We start from the raw sequence: 24,414 nt of genomic DNA, 5'->3' as shown, positions 1-24,414 counted from the left end.
ACGGCCCGGTCCGAGACAGGGCCCCGGTCTGCCGGGCGGGCAGCCAGGGGGGGCCGGGCTGCCGGCTCGTCCTCGCCCCGTCAGTCGGCGAAGACGGCGGACTCGTAGACCCAGGCGCCCTCGTGCCGGACGAAGCGGCTCTTCTCATGCAGCGAATCACGGTGGCCACCGGCCGTGTAATGCGCCCGGAAGGTGACCGTGCCCGCGGTGTGGAAGGCGCTGCCCTCCGTCGTCTCCAGGATCTCCAGCCCCTGCCAGCGCTGTCCGGGGTCGAGGTCGAGGACCTCCGGGCGGTGGTCCGGGTGCCAGGTGCGCAGGAGGTACGCGATGTCCCGGACGACGAAGGCGGTGTACCGCGAACGCATCAGCGCCTCGCACGTCGGTGCCTGCGCCCCCGCGTGGAACCGCCCGCAGCACTCGCCGTAGGTGGCGGGCAGCCCGCACGGGCACGGCACGGCGGCCGTGACCTGAAAGGCGGGGGCGGCGGAGGGCCGTCGGGGGCGTGAGGTGCGTCGGGACATGGGTCCATTGTGGCCTGCGGCGGCACCGGTCCCCGACCGGGCCCGCACGGACCGCCGCGTCAGACCTTGCGGGCCACGCCCGCATAACCCGGGATCGGCTCGTCGCCCAGGACGTCGACGACCTCGCCGAGTTCCGGGTGCCAGTCGGCGGAGAGCGAGACACCGGGGTCGACGAGTTCGAGGCCGCCGAAGAACGCGGTGAGTTCGGCGCGGCTGCGCGGGCGCAGCGTCATGCCCCGGGCCCTGTACATGGCGGCGGCCTGGGCCGCGCCCTCCGGATCGAAGTCGCCGGTGGTCTGTGAGAGGACGAGGTAGCTGCCGGGGGCGAGCTGGTCCACCAGGCGGTCCACGAGTTCGGCGGCACCGTCCTCGTCGTCCAGGAAGTGCAGCAGCGCCAGCAGGGAAAGGGCGATCGGTCGGTCGAAGTCGAGGACTTTGCCGGCTGCTTCCAGGATGACCTCGGGCCTGCGCGCGTCGGCCTGGATGTACTCGGTGGCGCCTTCCGGCGTGGAGCACAGCAGGGCCGCTGCGTGGGCGAGGACGATCGGGTCGTTGTCGCAGTAGACGATGCGCGCGTCCGGTGCGGTCCGCTGGGCGACCTGGTGGAGGTTCGGCTCGGTCGGTATGCCGGCGCCGATGTCGAGGAACTGCCGGATGCCGTTCTCCGCGAGCCAGCGGGTCGCGCGGTGCATGAAGGCACGGTTGACGCGCGCCATGTCACGCCCGCGCGCGTCCACGGCCAGCAGTTGCCGGGCCATCTGCTCGTCGACCGGATAGTTGTCCTTGCCGCCGAGGAACCAGTCGTACATCCGCGCGGGATGCGGCTTGCTGGTGTCGATCTCGGCAGAGGGCTCGTGCCCGGTCATAGCGCGCTCCTTGGATCCGTGTCGGCGAACAGAGAACGAATGCGGGTACGCGGCGACCGGGAAGCGTCCGCGCGGGTTGGTGGGTGGGCCAGGTCAGTCAGGTCAGGTCAGGTCAGGTCAGAAGGAAGTCTGCCTGACCGGCCTTCGCCCCCTGTATGAAAGCGGCGATCTCGCGGTGGGAGTAGATCAGGGCCGGGCCGTCGGGGTCGGCGGACTGGCGCATGGCGATCCTTCCGTCGGAGAGCTTCATCGCCTCGACGCAGTTGCCGCCGTTGCCACCGCTCCACGGCTTGTACCAGCCCTCGGAGCCGAGATCAGCGGCCGGCATGCCGTTGTATATGGGGGTCATCACAGCTCCTTGCGGAAGTCCCGGAGGATTTCCTTCGTGCGTTGTGCAGTCGCGGCCTGGGCCGCCATGCGGTCCATGACCTCGAGGTACGAAGCCACCTCGGGACGCGCGTCGAAGTAGACGGCCCCGGTCAGGTACTCGCTGTAGACCATGTCGGGCAGTTCGGGAACGGCGAAGCGGAACAGGACGAACGGCCCGTAGGTGCCCGGGTGATGGCCGGTGGAGAACTCGGCGATCTGCAGGGTCACGTTGGGCATGTCGGTCGCTTCCAGCAGCCGGTCGGTCTGCGCGCGCATGGCGTCGGGGCTGCCCACCGGACGGCGCAGCACCGTCTCGTCCATCACCACCCACAGCCTCGGGGCGTCCGGGCGCGTCAGCAGGGACTGCCGCTCCATGCGCAGTGCCACATGGCGCTCGATGTCCTCCGGCCTGGTCTGGCCGACGGCTCCGGTGCGCATCACCGAGCGCGCGTAGTCCTCGGTCTGCAGGAGTCCGGGGACGAAGTGGGGCTCGTACATGCGCAGGAGGCTCGCGGCGCCCTCCAGGCTGACGTACATGCTGAACCAGTCGGGCAGCACGTCGTGGAACCGCTGCCACCAGCCCGGCTTGTTGGCCTCCTCGGTGAGGTCGACGAAGGCGTCGGCCTCCTCCTCGCCGATCCCGTAGGCCTTCAGGAGCGACTGCACATAGGGGACCTTGAGAGCGACCTCGGCGGTCTCCATCCTGCGGATCGTCGCCGGAGCGACGCGGAGCACCTTGGCTGCCTGGTCCCGGCTCAGGCCGACGCGCTCCCGCAGATCCTGCAGGCGCTTGCCGAGAACGACCTGACCCACGGTCGGGGCGGACCGCGGTTCGCTCACTTCAGACCTCCCCATGCGCTGTTTGGCATGAGTGTGCCATGTGCGTGCCACCAAAGACACAGCCACTCTGAATTTTTCAGAGTGCCCCTTGCCAAGTGTTCACGACAGGGGGACAGTTGGGGTGTGAACCAGTTCGGTCGTCATGCCCGCTCTCTTCCAGGAAGATCGCGAAGCGTGACACAGCCCCCACTGTGAGGATTCGGTCGTGGCACCTGGCAGTGCGCTCATCCCCCGGCTCATGGACCTCAGCCCCGGGACGGAAGCGCTCCGATACTGCTTCGCCCTGCCCGCGCACCCCGAGTCGGTCGCCGGGGCCAGACGGCTGACGCGCTCCCGGCTGGACGAGTGGCGGCTGACCGGCGACGCCCACGACGCGGCGGTCCTCATCGTGTCCGAACTGGTCACCAACGCGGTGGTGCACACCGCCAGCGCACGCGTGGTGTGCGAACTGCGCCGCCTGGAGAACCGGCTGCGCATAGCCGTGCAGGACCAAGGACACCAGCCCGGCGGGCCCCGACTGGGCGCCGGCGCCGACGACGAGCACGGACGCGGCCTGCTGCTCGTCGACACGATGTGCAGCGCCTGGGGGTCCCGCGACGCCGGGGACGGCTCGGGCCGCATCGTCTGGGCGGAACTGCCGCACGGCTCGGAGCACTCATGTTGAAGAACGCCATGTCCCATCTGCTCGGAGCCAGGCGCTCCCGCGAGCCGGGCCGCACCACCGGCATCGGCATGGTGCAACTGCCGCTGCCGACGGCCCTCACGGCGAGCCTGGGCTGCGACGCGGTGGGTGTGCCCGCGCGCTACGGCTTCCGGCTGATGTCGCATCTGCCGCGCACGGGCTGCGTCTTCGCGGACGCCGACCGCTGGTGGTGGATCGTCCCGGCCGGCTCCGACCTCGATCTGGACTGGCCGGGTCAGGCATCGTACGCGCGAGGGGCGTACGTCCCCGCGGTACGGCCCCGGCTGATCCACCAGCCCGACAGCCGCACACCGTACACGCCGCCCATTCCGCTGTTCCTCATGGTGTGCCAGGTGACGGGTGTGACCCCTTCGTGGGCGCCCGCGGGCGGCCCGCGCGTCGTCTCGGCCCCCTGACCCGTGGGGATGGGGCGGGCTGGACGACGCCCCGGCCGTCCCGGTGGAGCGGCTCCGCCGAGCCCGGGCGAGACGCCGGTGGCACCGTGCCCGGAGACTCCGGCGGCGCCGCCGTGCAGCTGCACGGCGGCGTGCACGCGGCGGCTGACCCGCTCTTTCCCTCCTCCCGGATCTCGGTCACTCTGCGTTGTCAGTGGTCGGTTCTAGTGTGGGAGCACTGATCGAAAAGCCCGTGACAGTACGGGTCGAACGGGCATGAAGGGGGGCGGACCTGTGCGTCGCTGGGAGTACGCCGAGGGCACTGCGTCGAAGTTCTGGGAGACCGTGGCGGACGGCGCCCTGGTGACGGTGCGGTACGGGCGCTGCGGGAGCGGGGGACGCACGCGGACGAAGGAGTACGCGTCCGCGGCCTCCGCGGACGCGCAGATGGCGAAGTCGATCGCCGAGAAGGAACGCAAGGGCTACCGCGAGGTGGGCGCTCCGGCGCCGACGGATCCGGTGAAGCCGGCGCCGGTTCCGGCGGGATCGGCCTCGGTCGCGTCGGGCCCCGTGGGGCCGGCGGATCGTTCGGGCGCACGGTCCGGGCCGGAGGCGGGTGAGAGGGGCGAGAATCCCGCGGCGCTGCCCGACGAGGACACGTTCGTGCTCCCGGCCGGCTGGCAGCGCGTTCTGCACCCCCGGCGCGGCGGGGTGGTGCGCACGCCCGCCAGGACCCAGCCGAAACAGCTGACGGCCGTCGAGGCCCGGACGGCCGAGGAGAAGGCGTGGATCCAGGAGTTCCTGGACGCGCCGGGCAGCGATGCGGGGCTCGTGGACCTGACGCGGCTGCACCTGGCCGGCAGCCATTCGCCGGCCGGGGCGGCCGCGGTGGCCTCGATCGTCGGACTCGTCTCGCCGCATGCCGGTTCCTGGGCCGACAGTTGGGTGCGGCTGCGCGGACTGCCGTTCGCCGCCCGTGCCGTGGTCGAACTGTTCCTGACCGAGGCCCACTGGATGCAGCGGGGCTCCAAGCGCTACGACCCGTGGCTCGAAGCACGCACCCACACCCCGCAGTCGTACTGGACGGAGACCTGCCGTCCGGCCGCCGACCGGGTGCGGTCGCTGCTCGCCGCGGCGGACGAGGAGACCTACCGGGCCACGGTCGAGGCGCTCTCCCGCTGTCGTACCGACTGCTACCGGCGGATCGTCACGGCCTATCTGGCACCGAGCGAGACCGACTGGGTCGCCGCGCTCTGCACGGATCCCGAAGTCGCCGCCGAGCAGGACAACGCGGTCCTCTCCCTGGTGTACTGCGCTCTCAACTCCGCGGAACAGGCCCGGGCCTTCGCGCACAGGCCCGTCATCGGACACAGCACCGCCCTGATCGCGACCGCGGCCGAGGGCATCGGCACCGCCGTCGTTCCGCTGCTCGCCCCGGACCTGCACCATGCCTACGCCCATGCGGACGGCGTGAAGCAGGTCTCCCACGCCCTCGTGGAGTTCCCGACGGACGAGGCGTTCCTCCTCCTGCTCGGCCACGCGGCCACCAAGCATGTCCGGCCCGCCCTCATGGAGGCCATGCACCGCTATCCGGTCCGGGCGCTCCGGCTGCTCGCCGCAGAGGTCCGCGACCTCGGCAGTACGGCGACGCGCATCTCCCGGCAGTTGCTCATGGGACATATCGCCGCCCACCGCGCGCTGGTGGAGAGGGTCCTGCCGACGCTCGACAGCAGCCTGGCGAACATCGTCGAACCGCTCCTCAACCCGTCGGACCGGATCGCCGACGCGCCCGCCGGCGCCCTGCCGGCCGTGCTGAAGGCCCCGCCGTGGACACGGCAGCGGAGCAGGGCGAAGCCCGTGGTCGTGACGGGCCTGGCCTCTGCCGCCGAGCCCGTGACGGAGTGGCTGCCCGGCGAACGGGATCAGTGGGCGGCCTCCACCAGCTGGTACACCCGTCAACACGGAGGCGGCGACTGGGAGAAAGACATCGCGGCGCTGCGTTACCGCCTCGACGCGCCGGACCTTCAGCCGGCGTGGATCTACGTCCACGGCCCCGAGGAGTTGGTCGTACCGCTGCTCGCCACCTGGGATCCGACCGATCTGTGGGACGGCTCGGACACGCTGAAGCCGATCGTCGCCCGTTTCGGACCTGCCGCCCTGCCGCTGCTCCTGCGGGTCGTTCCCCGTCAGCCGAGCTCCCTCGCGCAGTTGCTGCTGCCCTTCGTCGGCACGTCGGTGGCCCGGCACATGGCCGACTGGTCGGTACGGCTCAAGTCCACGGCCCCCCTCGCCCGTTCCTGGTTCGAGCGGCATGGTGTCCGGGCCGCTCCGCTGCTGGTGCCGGACGCCGTCGGCAGGCCCGGCAGGGCGCGGCACGCCGCCGAGCAGGCCCTGGTCCAGATCGCCGCGCTGCACGGGGATGCCGTGGTACGCCGTGCCGCCGAGGAGTACGGCGCGCAGGCGGCGGACACGGTGACCGGACTGCTGACGGCCGATCCGCTGGAGCGGGCACTGCCCGGCGTCATGCCACAGACGCCGGGGTGGGCGGATCCGGCGCTGCTGCCGCAGATCGCCGTCGCGTCGGGCGGCGCCCTGCCGCACGAGTCGGTGCGCCATCTGCTGACCATGCTGGCGATGTCCGGTCCCGGTGGACCGTATCCGGGTCTCGCGGAGGTCACGCGGACGGCGGATGCCGCCTCACTGGCCGAGTTCGCCTGGGCGCTCTTCGAGCAGTGGCGTCTGGCCTCCCTTCCCGCCAAGGAGTCGTGGGCGCTGTACGCCCTGGGCCGGCTGGGCGACGACGAGACGGTGCGCCGCCTGACACCGGTGATCCGGTCCTGGCCCGGCGAGGGTGCCCACCATCGCGCGGTCGAGGGCCTCGATGTGCTCGCGACGATCGGTAGCGACGTCGCGCTCCTGCATCTGCACGGCATCGCGCAGCGGGTGAAGTTCAAGGCCCTGAAGGCCCGGGCGACGGAGAAGATCGCCGAGGTGGCCGCCGGCCTGGGGCTCACCGGAGATCAGCTCTCCGACCGGCTGGTGCCCGACTTCGGTCTGGACAGGCACGGCACCACGGTCGTCGACTACGGCAGCCGGACGTTCACCGTGGGATTCGACGAGCAGCTGCGGCCGTACGTACAGGACGGTGACGGCAAGCGCCGCAAGGACCTGCCGAAGCCGGGCGCCCGGGACGACATGGAGCTCGCCCCGGCGGAGCGCAAGCGGTTCATGGCGCTGAAGAAGGACGTGCGGACGGTCGCCTCCGACCAGGTGCGGCGGCTGGAGGCCGCGATGGTGGCGGGCCGGTCCTGGACGGCGCAGGAGTTCGGCGAGTTGTTCGTCGGCCATCCGCTGCTGTGGCACCTGGTGCGACGCCTGGTGTGGCTGAGCGAGACGGACGGGCAGGCCACCGCGTTCCGCGTGGCGCAGGACCGTACGTGCGTCGATGCCGAGGACAAGGCCTTCGCGCTCTCCGGAGAAGCGACCGTGCGCCTGCCTCACCCCTTGCACCTGGGCGCGGAGTTGGCCGCCTGGACGTCGGTGTTCGCGGATGCCGGGATCCTCCAGCCCTTCCCTCAACTGAAGCGCACCGTGTTCACACCGACCGAGGAGGAGGCGGGCAGCCACCGTCTGACCCGCTTCGAGGGCCTCAAAGTACCGACGGGCAAGGTACTCGGTCTGGAGCGCCGCGGCTGGGAACGCGGGGTGCCGCAGGACGCCGGGGTGGAGCGGTGGATCTCCAAGCGGCTCGGCGACGAATGTTCCGTGGTCATCGCACTGGACACAGGCATCGCGGTCGGCGTGGTCGACCTGTTCCCCGACCAGACCCTGGAGACCGTCTGGCTCGACACACGGCCCGGCGACTACTGGGCGCGCCACAGCTACCGGCTCCGCTTCGGCGGACTGGACGCCGTCACCGTGTCCGAGCTGCTCGCCGACCTGGCCGAACTGACCGAAGGCGTCGCGTCATAACCGGACGGGACCACGCATCCACCGGGACGGTGGACGTGATGGGTGGGACGGACGGGACGGAGGAGACGGACGGGCCGGAGGAGACGGACGGACCTGACGGGAGGGGCGAGGGTTGGTAGCGCCCGCCCCTGGCCCCTCGGCCCCCTGGCCTAACCCCGGCAGCCGACACTCAGCCCCCGGCGCCACGTTCCGCCCCCGCCGCCCACGTCCTCCCCCGCCGCCACGTCCGCTCCCGGTGTCAGTGGTCGCGGCGTCGGACCGGGCCCCGGGCCCACGGCTCAGCGCAGATACGAGAGCTCGGGGTGGACCTTGGTGTAACCGTCGACCAGCCGGCGGGCGACGGTGACCGAGTCGACCAGCGGGTGCAGCGCGAAGGCCCGGACGGCGTCGGCGCGCGAGCCGCTCGCTGCCGCGTCGAGCACCGCGCGTTCCACGGCCTTGACCGCTGTGACCAGCCCGACGGCGTGGTACGGGAGTGGCTCGACGGCCACGGGGCGGGCACCGTTCGCATCGACGAGACACGGGGCCTCGATGACGGCGTCCGCGTCCAGCACCGAAAGGGTGGTGCGGTTGCGGACGTTGAGGATGAGGGATGTCTGTTCGTTCCGGGCAACGGCGCGCATGAGGGCGAGCGCGACCTGCTCGTAGCCGCCGGAATCCAGATCGCTCTCGTCGCGCTCACCGGCGCCCGCGACCTCCCGGTTCTCCGACATGTACGTCTCCTCGCGCTCGGCGCGGGTGCGGTCCCAGGTGGCGAGCGCGGGCGTCGCCGGGTCCTTCATCCGGCCGTAGAAGCCCTCCTGCTGTTCGCGCAGGAAAGCGCCCCGGGTCTGCTCCGCCTGCTGGTAGGCGTGGACGGCCTCACGGTTGAAGTAGTAGTAGTGCAGGTATTCGTTGGGGATCGCGCCCAGGGAGCGCAGCCAGTCGGTTCCGAAGAGCCGGCCCTCCTCGAACGAGCCGAGCAGCTCCGGGTCGGCCAGCAGGCGGGGAAGTTCGTCGCGGCCCTCCACGTACAGCCCGCGCACCCAGCCGAGGTGGTTGAGGCCGACGTAGTCGATCCGGGCCCGGTCGGGGTCGGCGCCGAGCACGCGGGCGATGCGTCGGCCGAGGCCGACGGGCGAGTCGCAGATCCCGATGACACGGTCGCCCAGGTGCTGGGACATCGCCTCGGTGACGAGGCCGGCGGGGTTGGTGAAGTTGATGACCCAGGCATGCGGGGCGAGCCGGGCGATACGGCGGGCCAGATCGACGGCGACCGGCACGGTGCGCAGCCCGTAGGCGATTCCGCCCGCCCCGACCGTCTCCTGGCCGAGCACACCCTCGTCGAGTGCCACCCGTTCGTCCGCGGCCCGGCCGGCGAGGCCGCCGACGCGGATCGCCGAGAAGACGAAGTCGGCGCCGCGCAGCGCGTCGTCCAGTTCGGTGGTCGCGACGACGGTGGGCGCGTCCGGGATTCCCTCGGCCTGCTCGGTGAGGACCCGAGCCACGGCGGTCAGCCGGTCGAGGTCCGTGTCGTAGAGGGTGACGGCCGAGACGCGGCCCTCGGCGTGGTCGGCGAGCAGCGCCCCGTACACCAGTGGTACCCGGAATCCGCCGCCGCCCAGAATTGTCAGCTTCACGCTTCCGCATGGTACGTGGGGCAACGGCGCGGGGCCCCGAGCGACCGGCCGGTGCGCGCTGACGGCCTGGTGAGCGAGAGCGCGAGTGCTCCCGACGCCCTGCGGCTTCGCCTCCGGCGTTGTCGTCGGTCAACGACGCTCCGCGTCGCTTCCCTCCGCCGCCCTGGATGCGAAGCCGCATGAGGCCGCTCGCCGGTCCACTCTCCCCTGCGCACCAGGTCGTTACCGCGGCGACGGCCCGGGGCGGCGGAACCCGAGGAGCCCGATGACGGGGCCCCCAGGGTTCCGTCACCGGGCCTTCACCGTCGGGCGCTGCCGGTCAGTGGCCGTTCCACCAGCGGGTCACGACGCGCCACAGCCTGGCCGGGGCGGCGGGCCTGCGCTGCTGCGGGATCATCCCGGCGGCGGAGACATCGCCCGCCCCGCCGTCGACGGATCCGTCGACGGCGGCGGTCGCCCCCGTCGGACTCGCGCCGGCCGGTGCGTGGGCCGGTGCCGACGGGGCGGTGGCGCGTACCGGGGTCGGCGCCGTGTGACGTACCGCGGACTGCACCTCCCAGTCCTGGCGCGACGGGTTCGGCCTGCCCATGGACGGCGGTTCCCGGTCGTCCTGCGGGGGGCGCGGCGCGAACTCGGCGGGGAGCTCCACCAGGTGGCGGCCCATGAAGTTGCCGACCCAGCGCAGTTCGCTCTCGTCGACGGCGAGTTCGAGGTCGGGCAGCCGCATCAGCAGGGCGTCGACTCCCACGTCCGCGATGGCGCGCCCGATGTCCTGGCCCGGGCACTCGTGGGGTCCGCCGCTGAACGCGAGGTGGGCGCGGTTGCCCTCCATGCCCGCGTTCAGGTCGGGGCGCACCACCGGGTCGGTGTTGGCCGGGGCGATGCCGATGATCAGCGCGTCGCCCGCCTTGATGCGCTGCCCGCCCAGCTCCGTGTCGCCCACCGCCCAGCGGCCGAAGACCGCGGTCAACGGCGGTTCGTCCCACAGGGTCTGCTCGACCGCCTCGGGGACGGTCATGTGGCCGCCGCTGAGCCGGGCCCGGAAGCGCGGGTCGGTGAGCACCATGCGGAGCACGTTGGCGATCAGGTTCGTGGTCGCTTCGTAGGCGGAGATCAGGATGACCCGCAGGTGCTCGGCCAGCTCCTTGTCGTTCATCTCGGCCGGGTGCTCGACGAGCCAGGTGGCGAAGTCGTCCGCGGGTTCACGGCGGCGCCGCTCGACGAGACGGTTCAGCGTCTCCAGCACGTAGGCGTTGCTCTCGACGGCGGTCGCGGTGCCCCGGGTCATGTCGCGGGCGGCCTGCACCATCCGGTCGTTGTACTCCTCGGGCATGCCGATGATCGCGCACAGCACCATCATGGGCAGCCGCTCGGCGAACTGGCTCACCAGGTCGGTGCGGCCCTCCCGGCAGAAGTCGTTGACGAGGCGGCTGCTGTAGCGGTTGACGTGACGCCGCACGCCGCGGGTGTCGATCCGGCTCATGGCGTCGGTGACGGCGCCGCGCTGTCGCTCGTGGGTGGCACCGTCGGCGAAGACGCAGACCGGCTGCCAGGTGAAGATCGGGGCCAGCGGGTGGTCGGGTGCGACGGTGCCGTCCTGGAGGGCCCGCCATCGGCGCGAGTCGCGGGAGAACTGCGAGGGCGTACGGGTCATGTACAGGTTCTCGCTGTGCCCGAGGACGAGCCAGGCGGGTACGTCGCCGTGCAGCAGCACGGGCGCCACCGAGCCGTGTTCGGCGCGCAGCTTCTCGTACAGGCCGTGCGGATCCTGTTCGGCCTCGGGGCCGTAGAGCCGTCGCAGGCCGCCGGGGCCGGTGCCGAGGCCGTGGGCCGGGCACCCGGGGGGCGGAACCGGCGCCGGGGCTTCGCCGGGCTCGTAGTGGAATGGGGTTGTCACGATCGCTCCAGGGATCAGGCTGCCAAGGGCCGGACGAATGGGGTACGCGGTGGGGGCGCGCGGACCGGTTGCGGGCTGGACGTGCGGGCAACGCGTGGGGCGACGTCAGCCGAGCGGGACGGCCAGGCCGTGCAGGTAACGCATCAGCGTCATGAGCACATCGCGGCTGGAGGCGCGCAGCCGGGCGTCGCAGTTGATCATCGGGACCTCGTCCGGCAGGTCCAGGGCGCTGCGCAGCGCCTCGACGGGGTGGCTCGGTGCACCGGGGAAGGTGTTGACGGCGACGACGAACGGCACTCCGCGTTCCTCCAGCCGCCCGATGACGTCGAAACTGACTTCGAGCCGGCGGGTGTCGATGAGGACGACGGCGCCGAGTGCGCCCTCGAACAGTCCGTTCCACAGGAACCAGAAGCGCTCCTGGCCGGGGGTGCCGAACAGATAGAGGATCAGCTCCTGGCTGATGCTGATCCGGCCGAAGTCCATGGCGACGGTGGTGGCGGTCTTGCTCTCCACCCCGAAGTTGTCGTCCACGCCCACGCCGGCCTGGGTCATGGTCTCTTCGGTGGTCAGCGGCCGGATCTCGCTGACCGAGCCGACCATGGTCGTCTTGCCGACCCCGAACCCGCCGACGATGACGACCTTCACCGCGGCGGTGGCCGTGGTGGGGAGGACGTCCTCGCTCCGGGGGCCCGTGATCGTGTCAGAGTTTCTGAAGTCCATGCATCACCGCTTCGAGGAGGGACCTGTCCGGGAGGGTCGCGCGGACGATCGGCGCGCGCGATTCGATCAGTTCCGTGGCGAGGAGTTCGGTGAGGAGCGAGGTCACCACACTGAAGGGCAGGCTGAGATAGGCGGAGATCTCGGCGACGGATAACGGTGCCTGGCAGAGCCGAAGGATCACGGCCTGCTCGGGCTGGACCGTCGGTTTGGGTTGCGACTTCGAGACCACCATCGTGACCAGGTCGAGTGCTGCCCGCTCGCTGCCGTCGGGATCGCCGGTGATGACGTACAGCCGTTCCGGATCGCTCAGTGCCGGATCGGCCTTGCGGCGTTCTCGTCGGGAAGAACTCATCCGGCCTGCCCGTCGTGTCGGGGCGGGCTCGTGAGGTGGGCGCCGATGCGTACGACCATGTCGCGCATCCGTGCTCCGACGAGTCCCGCGTCCACCGTTTCGCCGGCGAGGACCGCGAGGTAGGCGCCGGTCCCGGCGGCCATCAGATAGAAGAAGCCGCCGGTCACCTCGATGACGACGAGCCGCATCCGGCCGTCGCTGTACGGGATTTCCGAGGCGACCGCGGCGGCCAGGCTCTGCAGCCCGGCGCAGGCCGCCGCGAGCCGGTCGGCGACGTCGGGGTCGCCGCCGTGCCGGGCGATGCGCAGACCGTCCGCGGAGAGCACGACGATCTGGTGGATGTCGGGGACGTCGTCGGCAAGCTCTTTGAGCATCCAGTCCATGTTGCCCCGCTGCTGGATCACTTCAGGTCTCCCTTGTCCCACGCGTCGTCAGAGTTTTCGTCCGCTCCGGGCTCCTGCGGCACGCCGTTGGCGGCCTTGGTGAACGCCTCCAGCCAGATCCCGGGAGGCGGCTCCTTGCCGTTGCCCTGACCGTTGCCGTTGCCGTTGCCGTTGCCGTTGCTCCGGACCGGGCCGCCGTCGGTCGACTGGGCGGGAAGGTTGTGCGAACCCAGCGGCGCGCGGCCCCTGCTGCGGCGCTGCGGCAGTCCGCCCGAGGTCCACTCGGTGACCACCGGGGCGTTGTCCTCCACGGCGGCGGCCGGTGCGGCCGGGCGGGCGTCGGCTGCGACCGGCCCGGTGGACTGGCGGGAGGCGACGGGCTGCGGCTTGCGGTGGGCACTGCGGGTCGGGACGACGTGCTTCATGTCCGCGAGGTCGATGTCGCTGGTGGGCCGCGACGTGGCGCCGATGCCGTGGGCGATACCCGGAGCGGGTCCGGTGGTGATCATGGCGCGGGGCACGATGAGCACGGCCCGGACACCGCCGTACGCGGACTGCCGCAGCGACACCTGGAGGTCGTACATCCGCGACAGCCGGCCGACGACCGCCATGCCGAGGCGGGGCGACTCGCCGAGGTCGTTCATGCTGGAGCCGGCCTGGGCCCTGGCGAGCATGTTCTCGGCCCGGGCGCGGGCCTCCTCGCTGAGGCTGACACCGCCGTCCTCGATCTCGATGGCGATGCCGGTCTGGACCTCGACGGCGGTGACGTGCACGCGGGTCTGCGGCGGCGAGTACCGGGTGGCGTTGTCGAGGAGTTCGGCGCAGGCGTGGATGAGCGGTTCGACCGCGGTGCCGATGATGGCGACCTTGGCGATCGAGTGCAGATCGACGCGCGGGTACTCCAGGATGCGCGACATGGCGCCGCGCAGCACGCTGAACAGCGGTACGGGCTTGGGCCACTGACGGCTGGGGCGGGCCCCGCCGAGCACGGCGATGGAGTCGGCGAGCCGGCCGATCAGCGCGGTGCCGTGGTCGATGCGCAGGAGGTCGTCGAAGACGTCGGGGTTGCGCCCGTGGTGCTCCTCCATCTCCCGCAGTTCACTGGCCTGCCGGTGGACGATCGCCTGGACGCGGCGGGCGACGTTGACGAAGGCGCGCTGCGCGGAGTCACGCGTCGCCTCCTCGTTGTCGATGATGTCCAGCACGGTGTAGACGAGGGCGCGCTGTGAGTCCGGGAGATGGCGGTAGACGTCGTCTCCGTCGACGACGTCCCGGAGCACCTCGTCGGGCGAATTGCCCACGCGCAGCCGGTGGATCGCGGCGGGGAGGAGCTCCTTGCTGATCCGCACGGTCTCTTCGTCGTGACTGGCGATGCGCCGCTCCAGGGCGGTGACGCGCTGCTCGTAGTGGGCGCGCTGCCGCCGGATCGTGCGTGAGCGGCGGGAGAGTTCGGCGGTGAGTACGGCGACCACGACGGTGGCGAAGACGCCGCACCAGACGACTGGAATCCGCGCGGACTCGGTAACCAGCGCGACACCGGCGGCGGTTGCGCCGGCCATCACGACGACGGGCAGCAACACGGCCCGGACGACGGGTGTTTCTCGGTCGATCGGTGGTGATTCGACACGAACCATCTAAAACCTCTGGCGGTTGATTCGGGAGGTAATCAGGAGGTACGGCGCTTGCAGGGCAGTAGGGAACAAGCGCTCGAATTCATATCAACTCGACTTCACTGCGCGTGAGCTTAGTCAGATCGAAACAGCGCTTCGGCACATTCACCCAACCCCCTGCGCGAGCGCTTCCGCGGTAATACACTCACGAGTTTTTGCACGCACCGCCAACAAGCGTGCGCGGGGAGTGACGAGGCGGAACGATCCGAGGGAATCGCCTGCTGTCGTCCTCCACCGCGGGACGGTGACACCTGGGTCACCCGCTGCGTACGACCCATGGGCCTTCAAGAAGTACGGTGCACGGATTGGTTGCCGAGCGATCCCGCTTCAGGAAGATCCATTGTGTCCCACACAGAGGGACAAGGGCACATGTGATCGAAGTGGATCGAAAGGAGCAGATTCATGACCACCGCAAGGGTGCAGGGCAATTCGGGACACGAAGGGGAACAGACGTCTCATGGGGTCGGCGCGGGGCTACACCATCGAATCGCTCGACACCGGGCTCCGGTTGATGCGGTTGTTCCTCACGCATGACTCACTGACCGTCTCCGGGGCGGCCGAGCTGCTCTCGATCGGCCGGTCCACCGCCCACCGGGTCCTCAGCACCCTGGAGGCGCGCGGGTTCGCGATCCGGGAGGACTCGGGGCGGGGCTACTCGGCCGGACCCGAGCTAGTACGGCTGGGCCGTCCGGCCGGGTTCGGAGCCCCCGTCCGGGAGCGGGTCCGCGCGGTACTGGAGGACGCCGTCCTGCGCACGGGCGAGACCGTGCTGAGCAGCGCCCTGATCGGCGATCAGGTCATCGTCACGGACGGCCGGGAGTCCTGCCATCCGGTACGGGTGACGCTGGAGCGGGACCGCACCCGTCCCGCGCACGCCACCGCGGGCGGCAAGCTGCTGCTCGCCCGGATGACCACCGAACAGGTCTGCGCCCTGTACCCCCAGGAGCGCCTGGACGCGGTCACTCCCCGCACCATCGCCTCGCGGCCGGATCTCCTGGCCGAGCTGGCCCGGATCCGTGACCGCGGATACGCGCTCAGCCGCGGCGAGTCGGTGCAGGGGATGAACGCGGTCGCCGTGCCGCTGACCGGTTCCAGCCGGCGTGACCGGCTGGCTCTGGTGGCGTGCGCACCGGCCTGCCGCGGCGACGACGCCGCGCTGGAACGCCGCGCCGGGGAACTGCTCCGGTCCGCCGCACTGCTCGACGGCACCGGGTAGGCCCGACGGCGCGATGCGCATCGGACCATGCCGACGGGACCGGGTGAGGCCCGCGTCGCGCCGCCGGGCGCCCGGCACGCCCGGCCAGGCCCGGCGGTCAGCGGCGGGCGCCGCCGATGCGGCCCTCCAGCTGGACCAGCAGCTCGCCGAGCTGTGCGCCGAGCAGGTCGCGCGCCTCGGCGTCGAGTCCGGAGAGCAACGCGCGTTCGTACGCGAGCTGCTTGGGCAGCAGTCCGTCGACCAGTTCGCGACCCTCGTCGGTGAGGCGGACGAGCGCGACCCTGCGGTCCCGGGCATCTCCGCGGCGGTCGATGAGGCCGCTCTCCTGGAGGACCCGGAGGCGCTTGGTGACGGCGGCGCCGGAGGAGAACGTCTCCCTGGCCAGTTCGCCCGGGGTGAGTTCACGACCGGTCCGCCGCACTGCGCCCAGCAGGTCGAACTCGGCGCGGGTCAGCCCGGCGGCCCGCAGCGGTGCGTCCTCGGCCTGCTGGAGCAGGGCGGAGCAGCGGTTGATGCGGCCGATGAGCTCCATCGGCCCGGTGTCGAGTTCCGGGTTCACGGCCTGCCACTGGCGCACCACCGAGGCCACGATGTCGTCGGTCACACCACTCCGTTCTCCTGGGCCGGGACGATCGTCCCCTGCCGTGTCGCTGTCGCCGCGAGCGTACGGTGTGCGGCCTGCTCCGCCGCGAGCACCGCCTCCTGCGGCAGGGCGCGCTGCCACCATTCACCCGCTGCGGCGTCGTCCGCCTCGCGCAGTTCGACCAGGGATCCGGTGAGCCTGCGGCGGGCCGCGTCCAGGGCGGCGGGGGTCGGCGCGGGCGCGGCGAGGGTCTGTACGGCGTGGGCGCGGGCCTGCTCGGCGGCGGCGAGGGCCTGCTCGACGCGGCCGGCGGCGCGGCGGTTGGTGACGAGCACCGTGGCGAGGAACCCGACGGCGGCCCCGATGACGGTGTCCAGGACCCGGTCACCGATGAGTTCACCGGCCGGGTGGCTGCCGGCGTACTCCAGGACGAGCAGCGCCATCGGGGTGACGGCCACGGAGCCGAGCCAGTAGTTGCGGGTGATCAGGGCCTCAGCGGCGAACCCGAAGAAGAGGCAGAAGCCGATCAGGGCCAGCGGGTCCATCCGGGCGGCCGGGAGCACGGCGGCGAAGACCAGGACACCGAGGAGGTTTCCGAGGGTGCGTTGCAGCGTGCGGTTCCAGGAGAGCGTGACGTTGGCCTGGTAGAGCGAGGCGGCCGTCACGATCGCCCAGTAGGGGCGGCCGACGCCGACGGCCGAGCAGATGTATCCGGCCAGGGCGCAGCCGATCAGCGTGCGGGCCGCGACCGGGAGCAGCGGGGAGCCGGGGGCGAGGCGGTGCAGCAGGGTGCGCAGGGCTGCGCCGCGGGCGGCGCGTTCGGCGTCGACTCCGAAGAGTTCGGCGGCGGTTCCGGGGGCGGGTGCCGGGGTGGGGACGGGCCCGCGGGACCGCGTCCGCCGGGCCCATTCACGGAGCCGGTCGGCGTCCTCGGCCGTGTCCCGCGCACGCGTGGAGAGTGCGGTCTCGGCGTGGACGACGAGGCGTTCCAGTGCGCCGCGTACGGGGGTGGGGCGGCCGGCGGCGAGAAGCGTCTGCCAGGCCGCGTGCACGGCGGCGACGGCGGCGCGGCGGGTGCGGTCGCCGGGCTCGGCGACATGGGCGGCCGCGGCGTTCAGCGCGCGGGCCGTGGCCCGGCGCTCGGGTCCTTCCCGGCGGACCAGCGCGGGAGCGAGGGTGACCAGCCAGGACACGGCCCCGGCGCCGAGGGTCAGGGCGAGGTGGCCCGGCACCTGCCCGGTCTCCTGCGGAGTGAACAGGGCCGCGGAGCTGACGAAGGTGAAGATCACCGGTCCGGGAGGCCCGATGCGGGTGGCGTCGCAGAGCAGCTTCTGGCCGGCGGCCAGGAGTGCGCCGACGGCGATCAGGACCGCGGTCGAACCGCTCAGCGAGGCCGTGACCAGGGAGACCGCCAGGCCGACGAGCATGCCGAGGACGACTCCGGCGACGGTCCTGGCGCGGCGGGCGTACGGCAGGTTGTGGCCGTACAGGGCGCAGAGCGAGCCGGCCATCGTGTACATCACGAGGTCGAGACGGTCCAGGGAGTAGAGCACCAGGTTGGGGATCGCCGTGGCCACCACCACGCTGGTCGCGGGCTTGAACCACATGTCCGAGGGCCGGGCCAGGCGCAGCGGCGCCGCCAGCGGGATTCTGCGGACGGAGGGCTGCCGGGTCCGGATGCTTGTATTACTCACTCAAATACTTTAGCAGGTATTACACACGTGAAGAACTTCTCTCCGGAACGCGTCTCCCGATGGCCCGTCCCCGCGCACGGCCGTAGCGTTCAGCTGTGCCGGGAAGCCGCGCGCACATCCGCCCACGCACGGAGGAGTCCGAATGAAGCTCACCGCACCGGTGCCCGGTGGTCCCTGCTGGATCGAGCTGAGCACCTCCGACGTTCCGGCGGCAAAGTCGTTCTACACCGCCCTCTTCGGCTGGCGGTGCGAGACCGATCCGCGCGAGGAGGCGGGCGGCTACACCATGGCGCACCTGGGGGACGACCGGGTCGCGGCGCTCAGCCCCGTCTACCGGCCCGGGCAGCCGCCGGCCTGGACGGTCTCGTTCGCCGTCGAGGACGCGGACGCGGTGACCGAGAAGGCGAAGGCGGCCGGCGGCTCGCTGCTGGTCGGCCCGATGGACGTGTTCGAGGAGGGCAGGTTCGCGGTCCTCGCGGACCCGTCCGGTGCGGTGTTCTCTCTGTGGCAGGGCCGCGCCTTCGCCGGGGCCGACCTGTTCAACGCACCGGGCGCGCTGGGCTGGATCGAGCTCGCCGCCCGCGAGAGCGCGCCGGCGCTGGCCTTCTACACCGGCGTCTTCGGCTGGACGGTCACGGCCTCGGAGACGTACCCGCAGTGGGGTGTCGGCGGCGAGGACTTCGGCGGCCTGCTGACGATGGACGAGAACATCCCGCCCGAGGTGCCGCCGCACTGGCTGCCGTACATCGCCGTCGCCGACGTCGACGCGACCGCGGCGACCGCGCAGAGCGGGGGCGGCGACCTCCTGATGCCCCCGACGGACATCGCGCACAGCCGCAGCATCGCCGTGGTGCGCGACCCGCAGGGCGCCGTGTTCGGCATCTACCGGGCGGGTGACGAGGGCTGATCACCCGCTGGCTAACCTGCCCCTACGACAAGGGGAGGCAGCGATGGACGGCATCGGCACGGACGGCCCGGACCAGGGATGGGCGAAGACCCGCGCCTGGGTGGACAACGGACTGCCCGACGGGGTGCGCGTCGTCGCCGCCGAGCGGCTGCGCGGCGGCTGGACCTCGCAGATGCGACGACTGAGTATCGCCGGCGGCGAGGCTCCCGGGCGGCTGGTACTGCGCTCCTTCGTCAAGCCGTTCTTCGTCCGGCACGCGGAGGGGCTGCTCACACGCGAGGCCGACATCCTGACTCTGCTGGGCGGTACGGAGATACCGGCGGCGACCCTGCACGGGGTGGACGCGACGGCGACGCACTGCGATCACCCGTCGCTGCTGATGTCCCTGCTGCCCGGATCCGTGCGCCTGTCCGACGAGGGAGCCGGGCCCCGGGCCGAGCTGCTGGCCGGCCAGCTGGTCCGGATCCACCGGGTCCCGGTCACCGCGCAAACGCGCCCCCGTACCTACGAGGCATGGACGGCACCCGACCGGGTGCGCGTGCCCGAGGCCACCGCGCGGCCCGAGCTGTGGCGACGGGCCGTCGACGTCATCCGCCGCGACGCGCCGGAGTACCGCCCCCGGTTCCTGCACCGCGACTTCCATCCGGGCAACGTGCTGTTCGACGGGGAGGCCGACTCGCCGCGTATCACCGGCGTCGTCGACTGGGTGGAGACGTCGTGGGGGCCGGCGGACCTGGACGTGGCCCACTGCTCGACGGCGCTGGCCCTGCTGCACGGCCCCGGCTCCGGCATGGCGTTCGCCGACGCCTATCTCGCCGCTGGCGGGCTGCTGGCGGAGGAGCCCGGCGACCATCTCTACTGGCGCCTGCTGGACGCGCTCGCCTTCGCCCCCGACGCCGAGAAGGTGGCCGGCCCCTGGCGCGAACTGGGCCGGGACGACCTGACGCCCGGGCTGCTGACCCGGCGGCTGGAGGAGTACGTGCGGGAGCTGTTCCTCCGCTACGGCTGAGAGCCGCCCGCCCTGGAGCGTGGCGTCCCGCCGCCGGGCGGGACGCCGCCCTCAGCCGCTCTGTTCGTCCGTCACCTGGACGTGGTCCCCGATGCCGACCACGAGGACGCGCGTACCCGGTTCGATCGGACGCCAGCGGTGGACGAGGCCGCCCGCGCAGTAGAGCGTGTCACCCCGCTCCAGGCGGTAGAAGCTGCCGTCCGCCTCGACCTCCGCCGAGCCGTCGGCGACATAGAGGATCTCGTCGTTGCGGTGCCGGAACTCGCGGCCCCAGTCGTGGTCCCCCGTGAACTCCAGCGCGTGCAGCCGCTGGTGGCCGCGGACCAGCGGCCGCATCCGGCCGTCCCCCTCGCCCTCCGCACCCGTCTCGCGCACCGATGCGGAGCTTGCGCGCACCACGTCGACGGGGCGGGGCGCCTCGGCCGTGGACAGCAGCTGGACCGCGGTCGTGTCGAGCGCGTCGGCGATGCGCTGGAGCGATCCCATGCTCGGCCGGGAGCGGCCGTTCTCGATCTGACTGAGGAAGGGGGTGGAGAGCCCGGCCCGTCGCGCCACCTCCGCGAGGGTCAGCTCCAGGGCGCGGCGCCGTCGGCGAATCCCCGGGCCGACCAGGGGGCTGTCCGCCTCGCTCATCTCATCCACTCCGTGTCCCTGCGTGCCGCACGCCACAGGCGACGGGGCAGTGAGCAGCCTACCGGGCCGGTTAACCTCTTAAGTCCCACCTAATAAAGTTAACCGGGAGGACCGATCCATGCCCCTCGTGGACCAGAACCAGCGACGGCGACGCGGTACCGGGCTCATAGCCCTGGACGAGGACGCCAGTTACGGCGGTTACACCCTCTTCGCCCCGCTGACCGGTGGCGGCGAGGTGTACCTCATCGACATGCGCGGCGAGGTGGTCCACCGGTGGAACCTCCCGTACCGGCCCGGCCGGCACGCCCGGATCCTGCCCAACGGCAACCTCGCGTACAGCGGCGTCCTCCCGGACGAGCCCGCGCTCTTCCCCATGTGGCACAAGTACCGCGGCGGGATCATGCAGGAGATCACCCCGGACGGCACGGTCGTGCGCGAGCACCGCGACCGTTTCCAGCACCACGACGCGTACCACTACGGCGACGGCCGCCTGCTGTACGCGGCGCTGGAACCGCTGACCGGCGAGGCCGCGGCCGCCGTCAGGGGCGGGGTGCCCGGCTCGGAGCCCGACGGCACGGTCTGGGCGGACACCATCGTCGAGGTCGACGCCGAGGGCGAAACGGTGTGGGAGTGGAAGGTCTCCGAGCACCTCGACCGCGAGACCTTCCCGCTGCACCCCGACTACGCGCGCGAGCACTACCCGCTGATCAACAGCGTGCTGCCGACCAGCGACGGCAACATCCTGGCGAGCTTCCGCTCCGTATCGGCCGTGGTCGTCATCAGCCGGGAGACCGGCGAGATCATCTGGCGCAGCGAGCCGGGTTCCGTATCGCAGCAGCACTGCCCGACCGAGCTGGAGAACGGCAACTTCCTCGTCTTCGACAACGGGGTCTTCCGGCCGCACTGGGACGTGCCGTTCAGCCGGGTCATCGAGATCGAGCGGTCGAGTGGCACCATTGTCTGGGAGTACCACGACCCGGCCCGTGAGTCGTTCTTCGCCCCGTTCATGGGCAGTGCCCAGCGCCTGCCGAACGGGAACACGCTCGTCACGGACTCCCCCGCGGGACGCCTCTTCGAGGTGACCGACGAGGGTTATCTGTGCTGGGAGTACGTCGTGCCGTTCTTCGGCGGCTACCAGGAAGAAGAAGTGCGCAAGCTGTTCCCGTCCGAGCCCAACGCCGTGTTCCGCTCCTACCGCTACTCGGCCCGGGAGCTCCCCTGGCTCGACGTCCCGAAGGGCTGAGCCGGACCATGGCCTCCCCCGTCCCCGACACGGCCGCACCCGCCGTGCCGGCCCCGTCCGTCGCGCCGGTCGACGAGCGGCTCCCGCTCCCCCGGCTGGTCCCGCTCGCCTTCCAGCACCTGCTGGCCGGGGTGGCCGCCCCGGTCTCCTCGGTCATCCTGATCGGCACCACGCTGTCGCTGAGCGCGTCCCAGACCGCCTCGCTGCTCAGCGCCACGCTCGTGCTGTGCGGCATCGGCGCACTGCTCCAGTCGCTGGGCGTGAAGGCGCTGCGGATCGGCGCCCGGCTGCCGTTCCTGATGCTCCCGGGCGGCGCGGCGGTGGCGATCTTCCTCCAGGTCGCCAAGGAGCATGGACCGGCCACCGCGTCCGGTTCGGTGCTGATCGCGGCGGTCTTCCTGATCGCCGTGCTGCCGCTCTACGGGCGCCTCGTGCGGTTCTTCCCGCCCCTGGTCATGGGGACCACCGTGGTCCTGATCGGGATCAACATGATCAAGATCACCGCGCCGATGATCGCCTCGGGACCGGGGCTCGGCTTCGCCACACTCGGCATCACCGCCCTGTTCTTCCTGTTCATGCGCGGTGTCTGGCGGCAGATGTCGGTGCTCTTCGGCCTTGCGGGCGGCACGCTCGTGGCCGCGCTCAGCGGTACGGCGTTCCACATGGCGCACGGCAGCACGTTCGCGCTGCCCGACCCGTTCCCGTACGGCACACCGCACTTCGACCTGCTGGCCGCCGTGCCGCTGCTGGTCTTCGCCCTCGCCTCACTGGCGGAGGCGACCGGGCAGACGGTACTGAACAGCGAGGCGGTGGGGCGGACGCCGGACGCGGCCCGTGACGTGCCGCGGATCTCCCGCGCGGACGCCGTGACCTCGCTGGGAGCCGGCGTCTTCGGTACGTCGCTGATGGTGACCAGCGCCGAGAACATCGGGATCGTCCAGCTCACCCGGGTGCGCAGCCGGTTCGTCACGGCGGGGGCCGGGGTGCTGCTGATCCTGTGCGGCCTGATCACCCCGCTCACCCGGCTGCTGGCCGCGATCCCGGAGCCGGTGGTCGGCGCCGCGGGGCTGATCATCTACGCGGTGATCGCCACGATGGGCTTCGGCATGCTCAGCCGCGAGAACCTCGGCCACGGCACGAACGGCATCGTCGTCGCACTCGCCCTGTGCGTGGGCCTGCTGCCGGTGTTCGCCCCCGAGATGTACGCGGACCTGCCGGTGTGGGCGCGGACCGTCTTCGGCAGCGGCGTGGCCGCCGGAGCCCTGGCGGCCGTGATCCTCGCCGCGGTGTTCTCCAGGCTGGGACCTCCGGAGAGCGGGTCCGACCGTACGGCGCGGTGAACGCATGAGGACGCCCGCACCCTTCGGGGGGTGCGGGCGTCCTCTCTTACGCGGGTGCGGGGGGCTCAGCCGAAGCCGCGGGCGTCCTGCTTGAGTGCGGTGTCCACGGTCAGCGCCGTCGCCACGACGAGGCTCAGCAGCGGCTCGGGCAGCTGGTAGTGGATCTGCAGCACGTAGTTGTCCGCCGTCGTGAACAGCGTCTTCGCGAGGCCTTCCCAGGTCTTGGTGATCCGGGCGATCTCGGCGTCGTTGTGGTCGACGATCGCGAAGTTCCAGGCGCGCCAGTTCTCGGCCTTGATCGCACCGATCTGCTGACCGTCGACCATGATCGCGAAGTTGATCTTGCCGATGGCGTTCTGCTGGACGATCTCACCGACCGGCTGCCCGTCGGGGCGCTGCACGATGACCTTGGACTTGATGAACTTCGCCGGACGGGTCAGCAGCAGCTGCGGCTGGCCGTACGCGTCGCGGATCTCCAGCCGGTGGGTCAGGTACTGGTCGATGCTGGTCAGGAAGCGCAGCACCTTGCGCAGGGCGCTCTGGCCGACCTGCACGACCGAGCCGACGGTGTTGCCGTGCTGGTCGAAGACGCTGTACTCGTTCGTCACCTCGATCAGCTTGGCCTTCTGGTTCACGACCAGGACCTGCTGGTTGAAGAGCGAACCCGCGCCGGGGGCGCCGCCCTGCTGCTGGGGCACGCCCTGCTGCGGCACCGCGGGCTGCTGCGGGGCCGCCGCCGCCTGCTGCTGGTACGACTGCCGGGGAGCCGCCTGCTGCTGCGGCGCCTGGGCGGAGGCCTGCGCCTGCTGCTGCCCATCGGCCGGATTCGTGTGCTCGGTCCACTGGGTACCGTCCCAGTACCGCAGCAGCTGGGGCGCGCCATGCGGATCCGGATACCAGCCCGCAGATACGTTCGAGTGCGTTGTCACCGGGGCACACTATCCCGACGCGCCCGCGGGGGAACCCTTCCCCCCGGGATCCACAGCTTCACCGACGGCAGGCATTCCGGTCGCGCACTCATTGAAACTTCACAGACCACGTACGATGCCGAGGTGAACTGGCTGAGCGCATACACGGACCGGCGGCGTGCCCGCGCGTCCGTGGTGCTCGGCTGGGTACTCGTCCTGATCGCCGTGGCCTCGTGCTGCTCGCCGGCCGCGGAGCGGTCCGCCTCCGCACACCACGGCCCGCCCGCCCCGGCTGCGGCCCCCCGGATCACCCTCGCCGCTCATGTGCCCGCGGTGGTGGCCGTGGTGGCCGATGCCCCCGGCGACCGCTGGCCGGGGAGTTCCTGCCACGGCGCGTCCGAGCACTCGGCGCCCGTCGTCCTGCCCGACCGGCCCGGCCCGGCGTCGGTCCCGTCGGCGACCTCGGTGCCCGCCTCGTCCCAGCTCACGGGCGGCGCCGCCATCCGCGGCCCGTCGAACGACGCCGTGCGCGACGTCGACCATCTGCGCCTCCAGGTTCAACGGATCTAGGCCGCGGCCGTTTCCCGACGTCCGG

At 71.7% G+C, this 24,414-nt stretch carries 23 protein-coding genes; 9 read left to right on the top strand and 14 right to left on the bottom strand.

Features of this window, described 5'->3' with window-relative positions; all coding sequences use genetic code 11:
• Positions 1-80: 80 nt before the first annotated feature.
• The 4 genes from ACGFZA_RS11705 to ACGFZA_RS11690 all read right to left on the bottom strand — a co-directional run bounded on the left by ACGFZA_RS11705 (position 81) and on the right by ACGFZA_RS11690 (position 2,596).
• Entirely contained in the window at positions 81-521 is a 441-nt protein-coding gene (locus ACGFZA_RS11705) for a YchJ family protein (RefSeq protein ID WP_385280240.1), read from the bottom strand.
• Positions 522-580: 59 nt separating this feature from the next.
• Complete coding sequence (locus ACGFZA_RS11700; RefSeq protein ID WP_393678769.1) at positions 581-1,387, bottom strand: SAM-dependent methyltransferase; 807 nt, start codon at positions 1,385-1,387, stop codon at positions 581-583.
• A gap of 112 nt (positions 1,388-1,499) precedes the next feature.
• Positions 1,500-1,736 (bottom strand): DUF397 domain-containing protein, encoded by a 237-nt coding sequence (locus ACGFZA_RS11695; RefSeq protein ID WP_219567121.1) that lies wholly within the window; start codon positions 1,734-1,736, stop codon positions 1,500-1,502.
• The gene (locus ACGFZA_RS11690; protein WP_385280233.1) at positions 1,736-2,596 is read right to left on the bottom strand and encodes a helix-turn-helix domain-containing protein; all 861 of its coding nucleotides are present in this window, start codon (positions 2,594-2,596) and stop codon (positions 1,736-1,738) included. The genes ACGFZA_RS11695 and ACGFZA_RS11690 overlap by 1 nt, the downstream gene beginning before the upstream one ends.
• Positions 2,597-2,801: 205 nt before the next feature.
• Between ACGFZA_RS11690 and ACGFZA_RS11685 the strand changes: the two genes are divergently transcribed.
• The 3 genes from ACGFZA_RS11685 (at position 2,802) to ACGFZA_RS11675 (ending at position 7,645) form a co-directional block, all read left to right on the top strand.
• Positions 2,802-3,260 carry an ATP-binding protein gene (locus tag ACGFZA_RS11685; RefSeq protein ID WP_393678768.1) on the top strand — a complete coding sequence of 153 codons (459 nt, stop codon included), beginning with the start codon at positions 2,802-2,804 and terminating at the stop codon, positions 3,258-3,260.
• The gene (locus tag ACGFZA_RS11680; RefSeq protein ID WP_393678767.1) at positions 3,254-3,694 is read left to right on the top strand and encodes a hypothetical protein; all 441 of its coding nucleotides are present in this window, start codon (positions 3,254-3,256) and stop codon (positions 3,692-3,694) included. The genes ACGFZA_RS11685 and ACGFZA_RS11680 overlap by 7 nt, the downstream gene beginning before the upstream one ends.
• A 273-nt stretch (positions 3,695-3,967) precedes the next feature.
• Positions 3,968-7,645: a DUF4132 domain-containing protein gene (locus ACGFZA_RS11675; RefSeq protein WP_393678766.1), complete on the top strand. Its 3,678-nt coding sequence runs from the start codon at positions 3,968-3,970 to the stop codon at positions 7,643-7,645.
• Between the two features lie 278 nt (positions 7,646-7,923).
• Here the strand turns inward: ACGFZA_RS11675 and ACGFZA_RS11670 are convergent, their stop codons facing one another.
• From ACGFZA_RS11670 to ACGFZA_RS11645, 6 genes are all read right to left on the bottom strand, one after another.
• Positions 7,924-9,264: a 6-phospho-beta-glucosidase gene (locus tag ACGFZA_RS11670; RefSeq protein ID WP_393678765.1), complete on the bottom strand. Its 1,341-nt coding sequence runs from the start codon at positions 9,262-9,264 to the stop codon at positions 7,924-7,926.
• 319 nt (positions 9,265-9,583) lie between these two features.
• Positions 9,584-11,161 carry a cytochrome P450 gene (locus ACGFZA_RS11665; RefSeq protein WP_393678764.1) on the bottom strand — a complete coding sequence of 526 codons (1,578 nt, stop codon included), beginning with the start codon at positions 11,159-11,161 and terminating at the stop codon, positions 9,584-9,586.
• A gap of 105 nt (positions 11,162-11,266) precedes the next feature.
• A complete protein-coding gene (locus ACGFZA_RS11660; RefSeq protein ID WP_385280216.1) occupies positions 11,267-11,881 on the bottom strand; it encodes an ATP/GTP-binding protein in 615 nt (204 codons plus the stop codon).
• A complete protein-coding gene (locus ACGFZA_RS11655; protein ID WP_326740158.1) occupies positions 11,862-12,233 on the bottom strand; it encodes a DUF742 domain-containing protein in 372 nt (123 codons plus the stop codon). The genes ACGFZA_RS11660 and ACGFZA_RS11655 overlap by 20 nt, the downstream gene beginning before the upstream one ends.
• The gene (locus ACGFZA_RS11650; protein WP_385280212.1) at positions 12,230-12,637 is read right to left on the bottom strand and encodes a roadblock/LC7 domain-containing protein; all 408 of its coding nucleotides are present in this window, start codon (positions 12,635-12,637) and stop codon (positions 12,230-12,232) included. Before ACGFZA_RS11650 ends, ACGFZA_RS11655 begins: the two co-directional genes overlap by 4 nt.
• Positions 12,634-14,250, bottom strand: a complete 1,617-nt coding sequence (locus ACGFZA_RS11645) for a sensor histidine kinase (RefSeq protein WP_393678763.1) — start codon at positions 14,248-14,250, stop codon at positions 12,634-12,636. Before ACGFZA_RS11645 ends, ACGFZA_RS11650 begins: the two co-directional genes overlap by 4 nt.
• A 493-nt stretch (positions 14,251-14,743) precedes the next feature.
• Between ACGFZA_RS11645 and ACGFZA_RS11640 the strand changes: the two genes are divergently transcribed.
• Positions 14,744-15,502: an IclR family transcriptional regulator gene (locus tag ACGFZA_RS11640; RefSeq protein WP_393678762.1), complete on the top strand. Its 759-nt coding sequence runs from the start codon at positions 14,744-14,746 to the stop codon at positions 15,500-15,502.
• Between the two features lie 97 nt (positions 15,503-15,599).
• Here ACGFZA_RS11640 and ACGFZA_RS11635 read toward each other — a convergent pair whose 3' ends face one another.
• Together ACGFZA_RS11635 and ACGFZA_RS11630 are read right to left on the bottom strand one after the other, a co-directional pair.
• Positions 15,600-16,106, bottom strand: coding sequence for a MarR family winged helix-turn-helix transcriptional regulator (locus ACGFZA_RS11635; RefSeq protein ID WP_385280202.1), 507 nt, complete (start codon positions 16,104-16,106; stop codon positions 15,600-15,602).
• Positions 16,103-17,779 (bottom strand): FUSC family protein, encoded by a 1,677-nt coding sequence (locus tag ACGFZA_RS11630; RefSeq protein ID WP_393678761.1) that lies wholly within the window; start codon positions 17,777-17,779, stop codon positions 16,103-16,105. Before ACGFZA_RS11630 ends, ACGFZA_RS11635 begins: the two co-directional genes overlap by 4 nt.
• A gap of 142 nt (positions 17,780-17,921) precedes the next feature.
• Between ACGFZA_RS11630 and ACGFZA_RS11625 the strand changes: the two genes are divergently transcribed.
• Together ACGFZA_RS11625 and ACGFZA_RS11620 are read left to right on the top strand one after the other, a co-directional pair.
• Positions 17,922-18,686, top strand: coding sequence for a VOC family protein (locus ACGFZA_RS11625; RefSeq protein WP_393678760.1), 765 nt, complete (start codon positions 17,922-17,924; stop codon positions 18,684-18,686).
• Between the two features lie 43 nt (positions 18,687-18,729).
• Positions 18,730-19,695, top strand: coding sequence for a phosphotransferase family protein (locus tag ACGFZA_RS11620; RefSeq protein WP_385280194.1), 966 nt, complete (start codon positions 18,730-18,732; stop codon positions 19,693-19,695).
• 51 nt (positions 19,696-19,746) lie between these two features.
• Here the strand turns inward: ACGFZA_RS11620 and ACGFZA_RS11615 are convergent, their stop codons facing one another.
• Entirely contained in the window at positions 19,747-20,328 is a 582-nt protein-coding gene (locus ACGFZA_RS11615; RefSeq protein ID WP_385280192.1) for a helix-turn-helix domain-containing protein, read from the bottom strand.
• A gap of 118 nt (positions 20,329-20,446) precedes the next feature.
• Between ACGFZA_RS11615 and ACGFZA_RS11610 the strand changes: the two genes are divergently transcribed.
• Complete coding sequence (locus tag ACGFZA_RS11610) at positions 20,447-21,571, top strand: aryl-sulfate sulfotransferase (protein ID WP_385280189.1); 1,125 nt, start codon at positions 20,447-20,449, stop codon at positions 21,569-21,571.
• Between the two features lie 8 nt (positions 21,572-21,579).
• Positions 21,580-22,911, top strand: coding sequence for a uracil-xanthine permease family protein (locus tag ACGFZA_RS11605; RefSeq protein ID WP_393678759.1), 1,332 nt, complete (start codon positions 21,580-21,582; stop codon positions 22,909-22,911).
• A gap of 65 nt (positions 22,912-22,976) precedes the next feature.
• Here the strand turns inward: ACGFZA_RS11605 and ACGFZA_RS11600 are convergent, their stop codons facing one another.
• Positions 22,977-23,840, bottom strand: coding sequence for a phospholipid scramblase-related protein (locus ACGFZA_RS11600; protein WP_393678758.1), 864 nt, complete (start codon positions 23,838-23,840; stop codon positions 22,977-22,979).
• A gap of 123 nt (positions 23,841-23,963) precedes the next feature.
• On the opposite strand from ACGFZA_RS11600, the gene ACGFZA_RS11595 reads away from it, so the two are divergent.
• Positions 23,964-24,389, top strand: a complete 426-nt coding sequence (locus ACGFZA_RS11595; RefSeq protein WP_385280180.1) for a hypothetical protein — start codon at positions 23,964-23,966, stop codon at positions 24,387-24,389.
• The last annotated feature ends 25 nt before the right edge of the window (positions 24,390-24,414 follow it).

The sequence above is a fragment of the Streptomyces sp. NPDC048211 genome, from assembly GCF_043202315.1.
Classification (GTDB): domain Bacteria; phylum Actinomycetota; class Actinomycetes; order Streptomycetales; family Streptomycetaceae; genus Streptomyces.
This window is presented reverse-complemented; position numbering and strand designations above follow the sequence as displayed.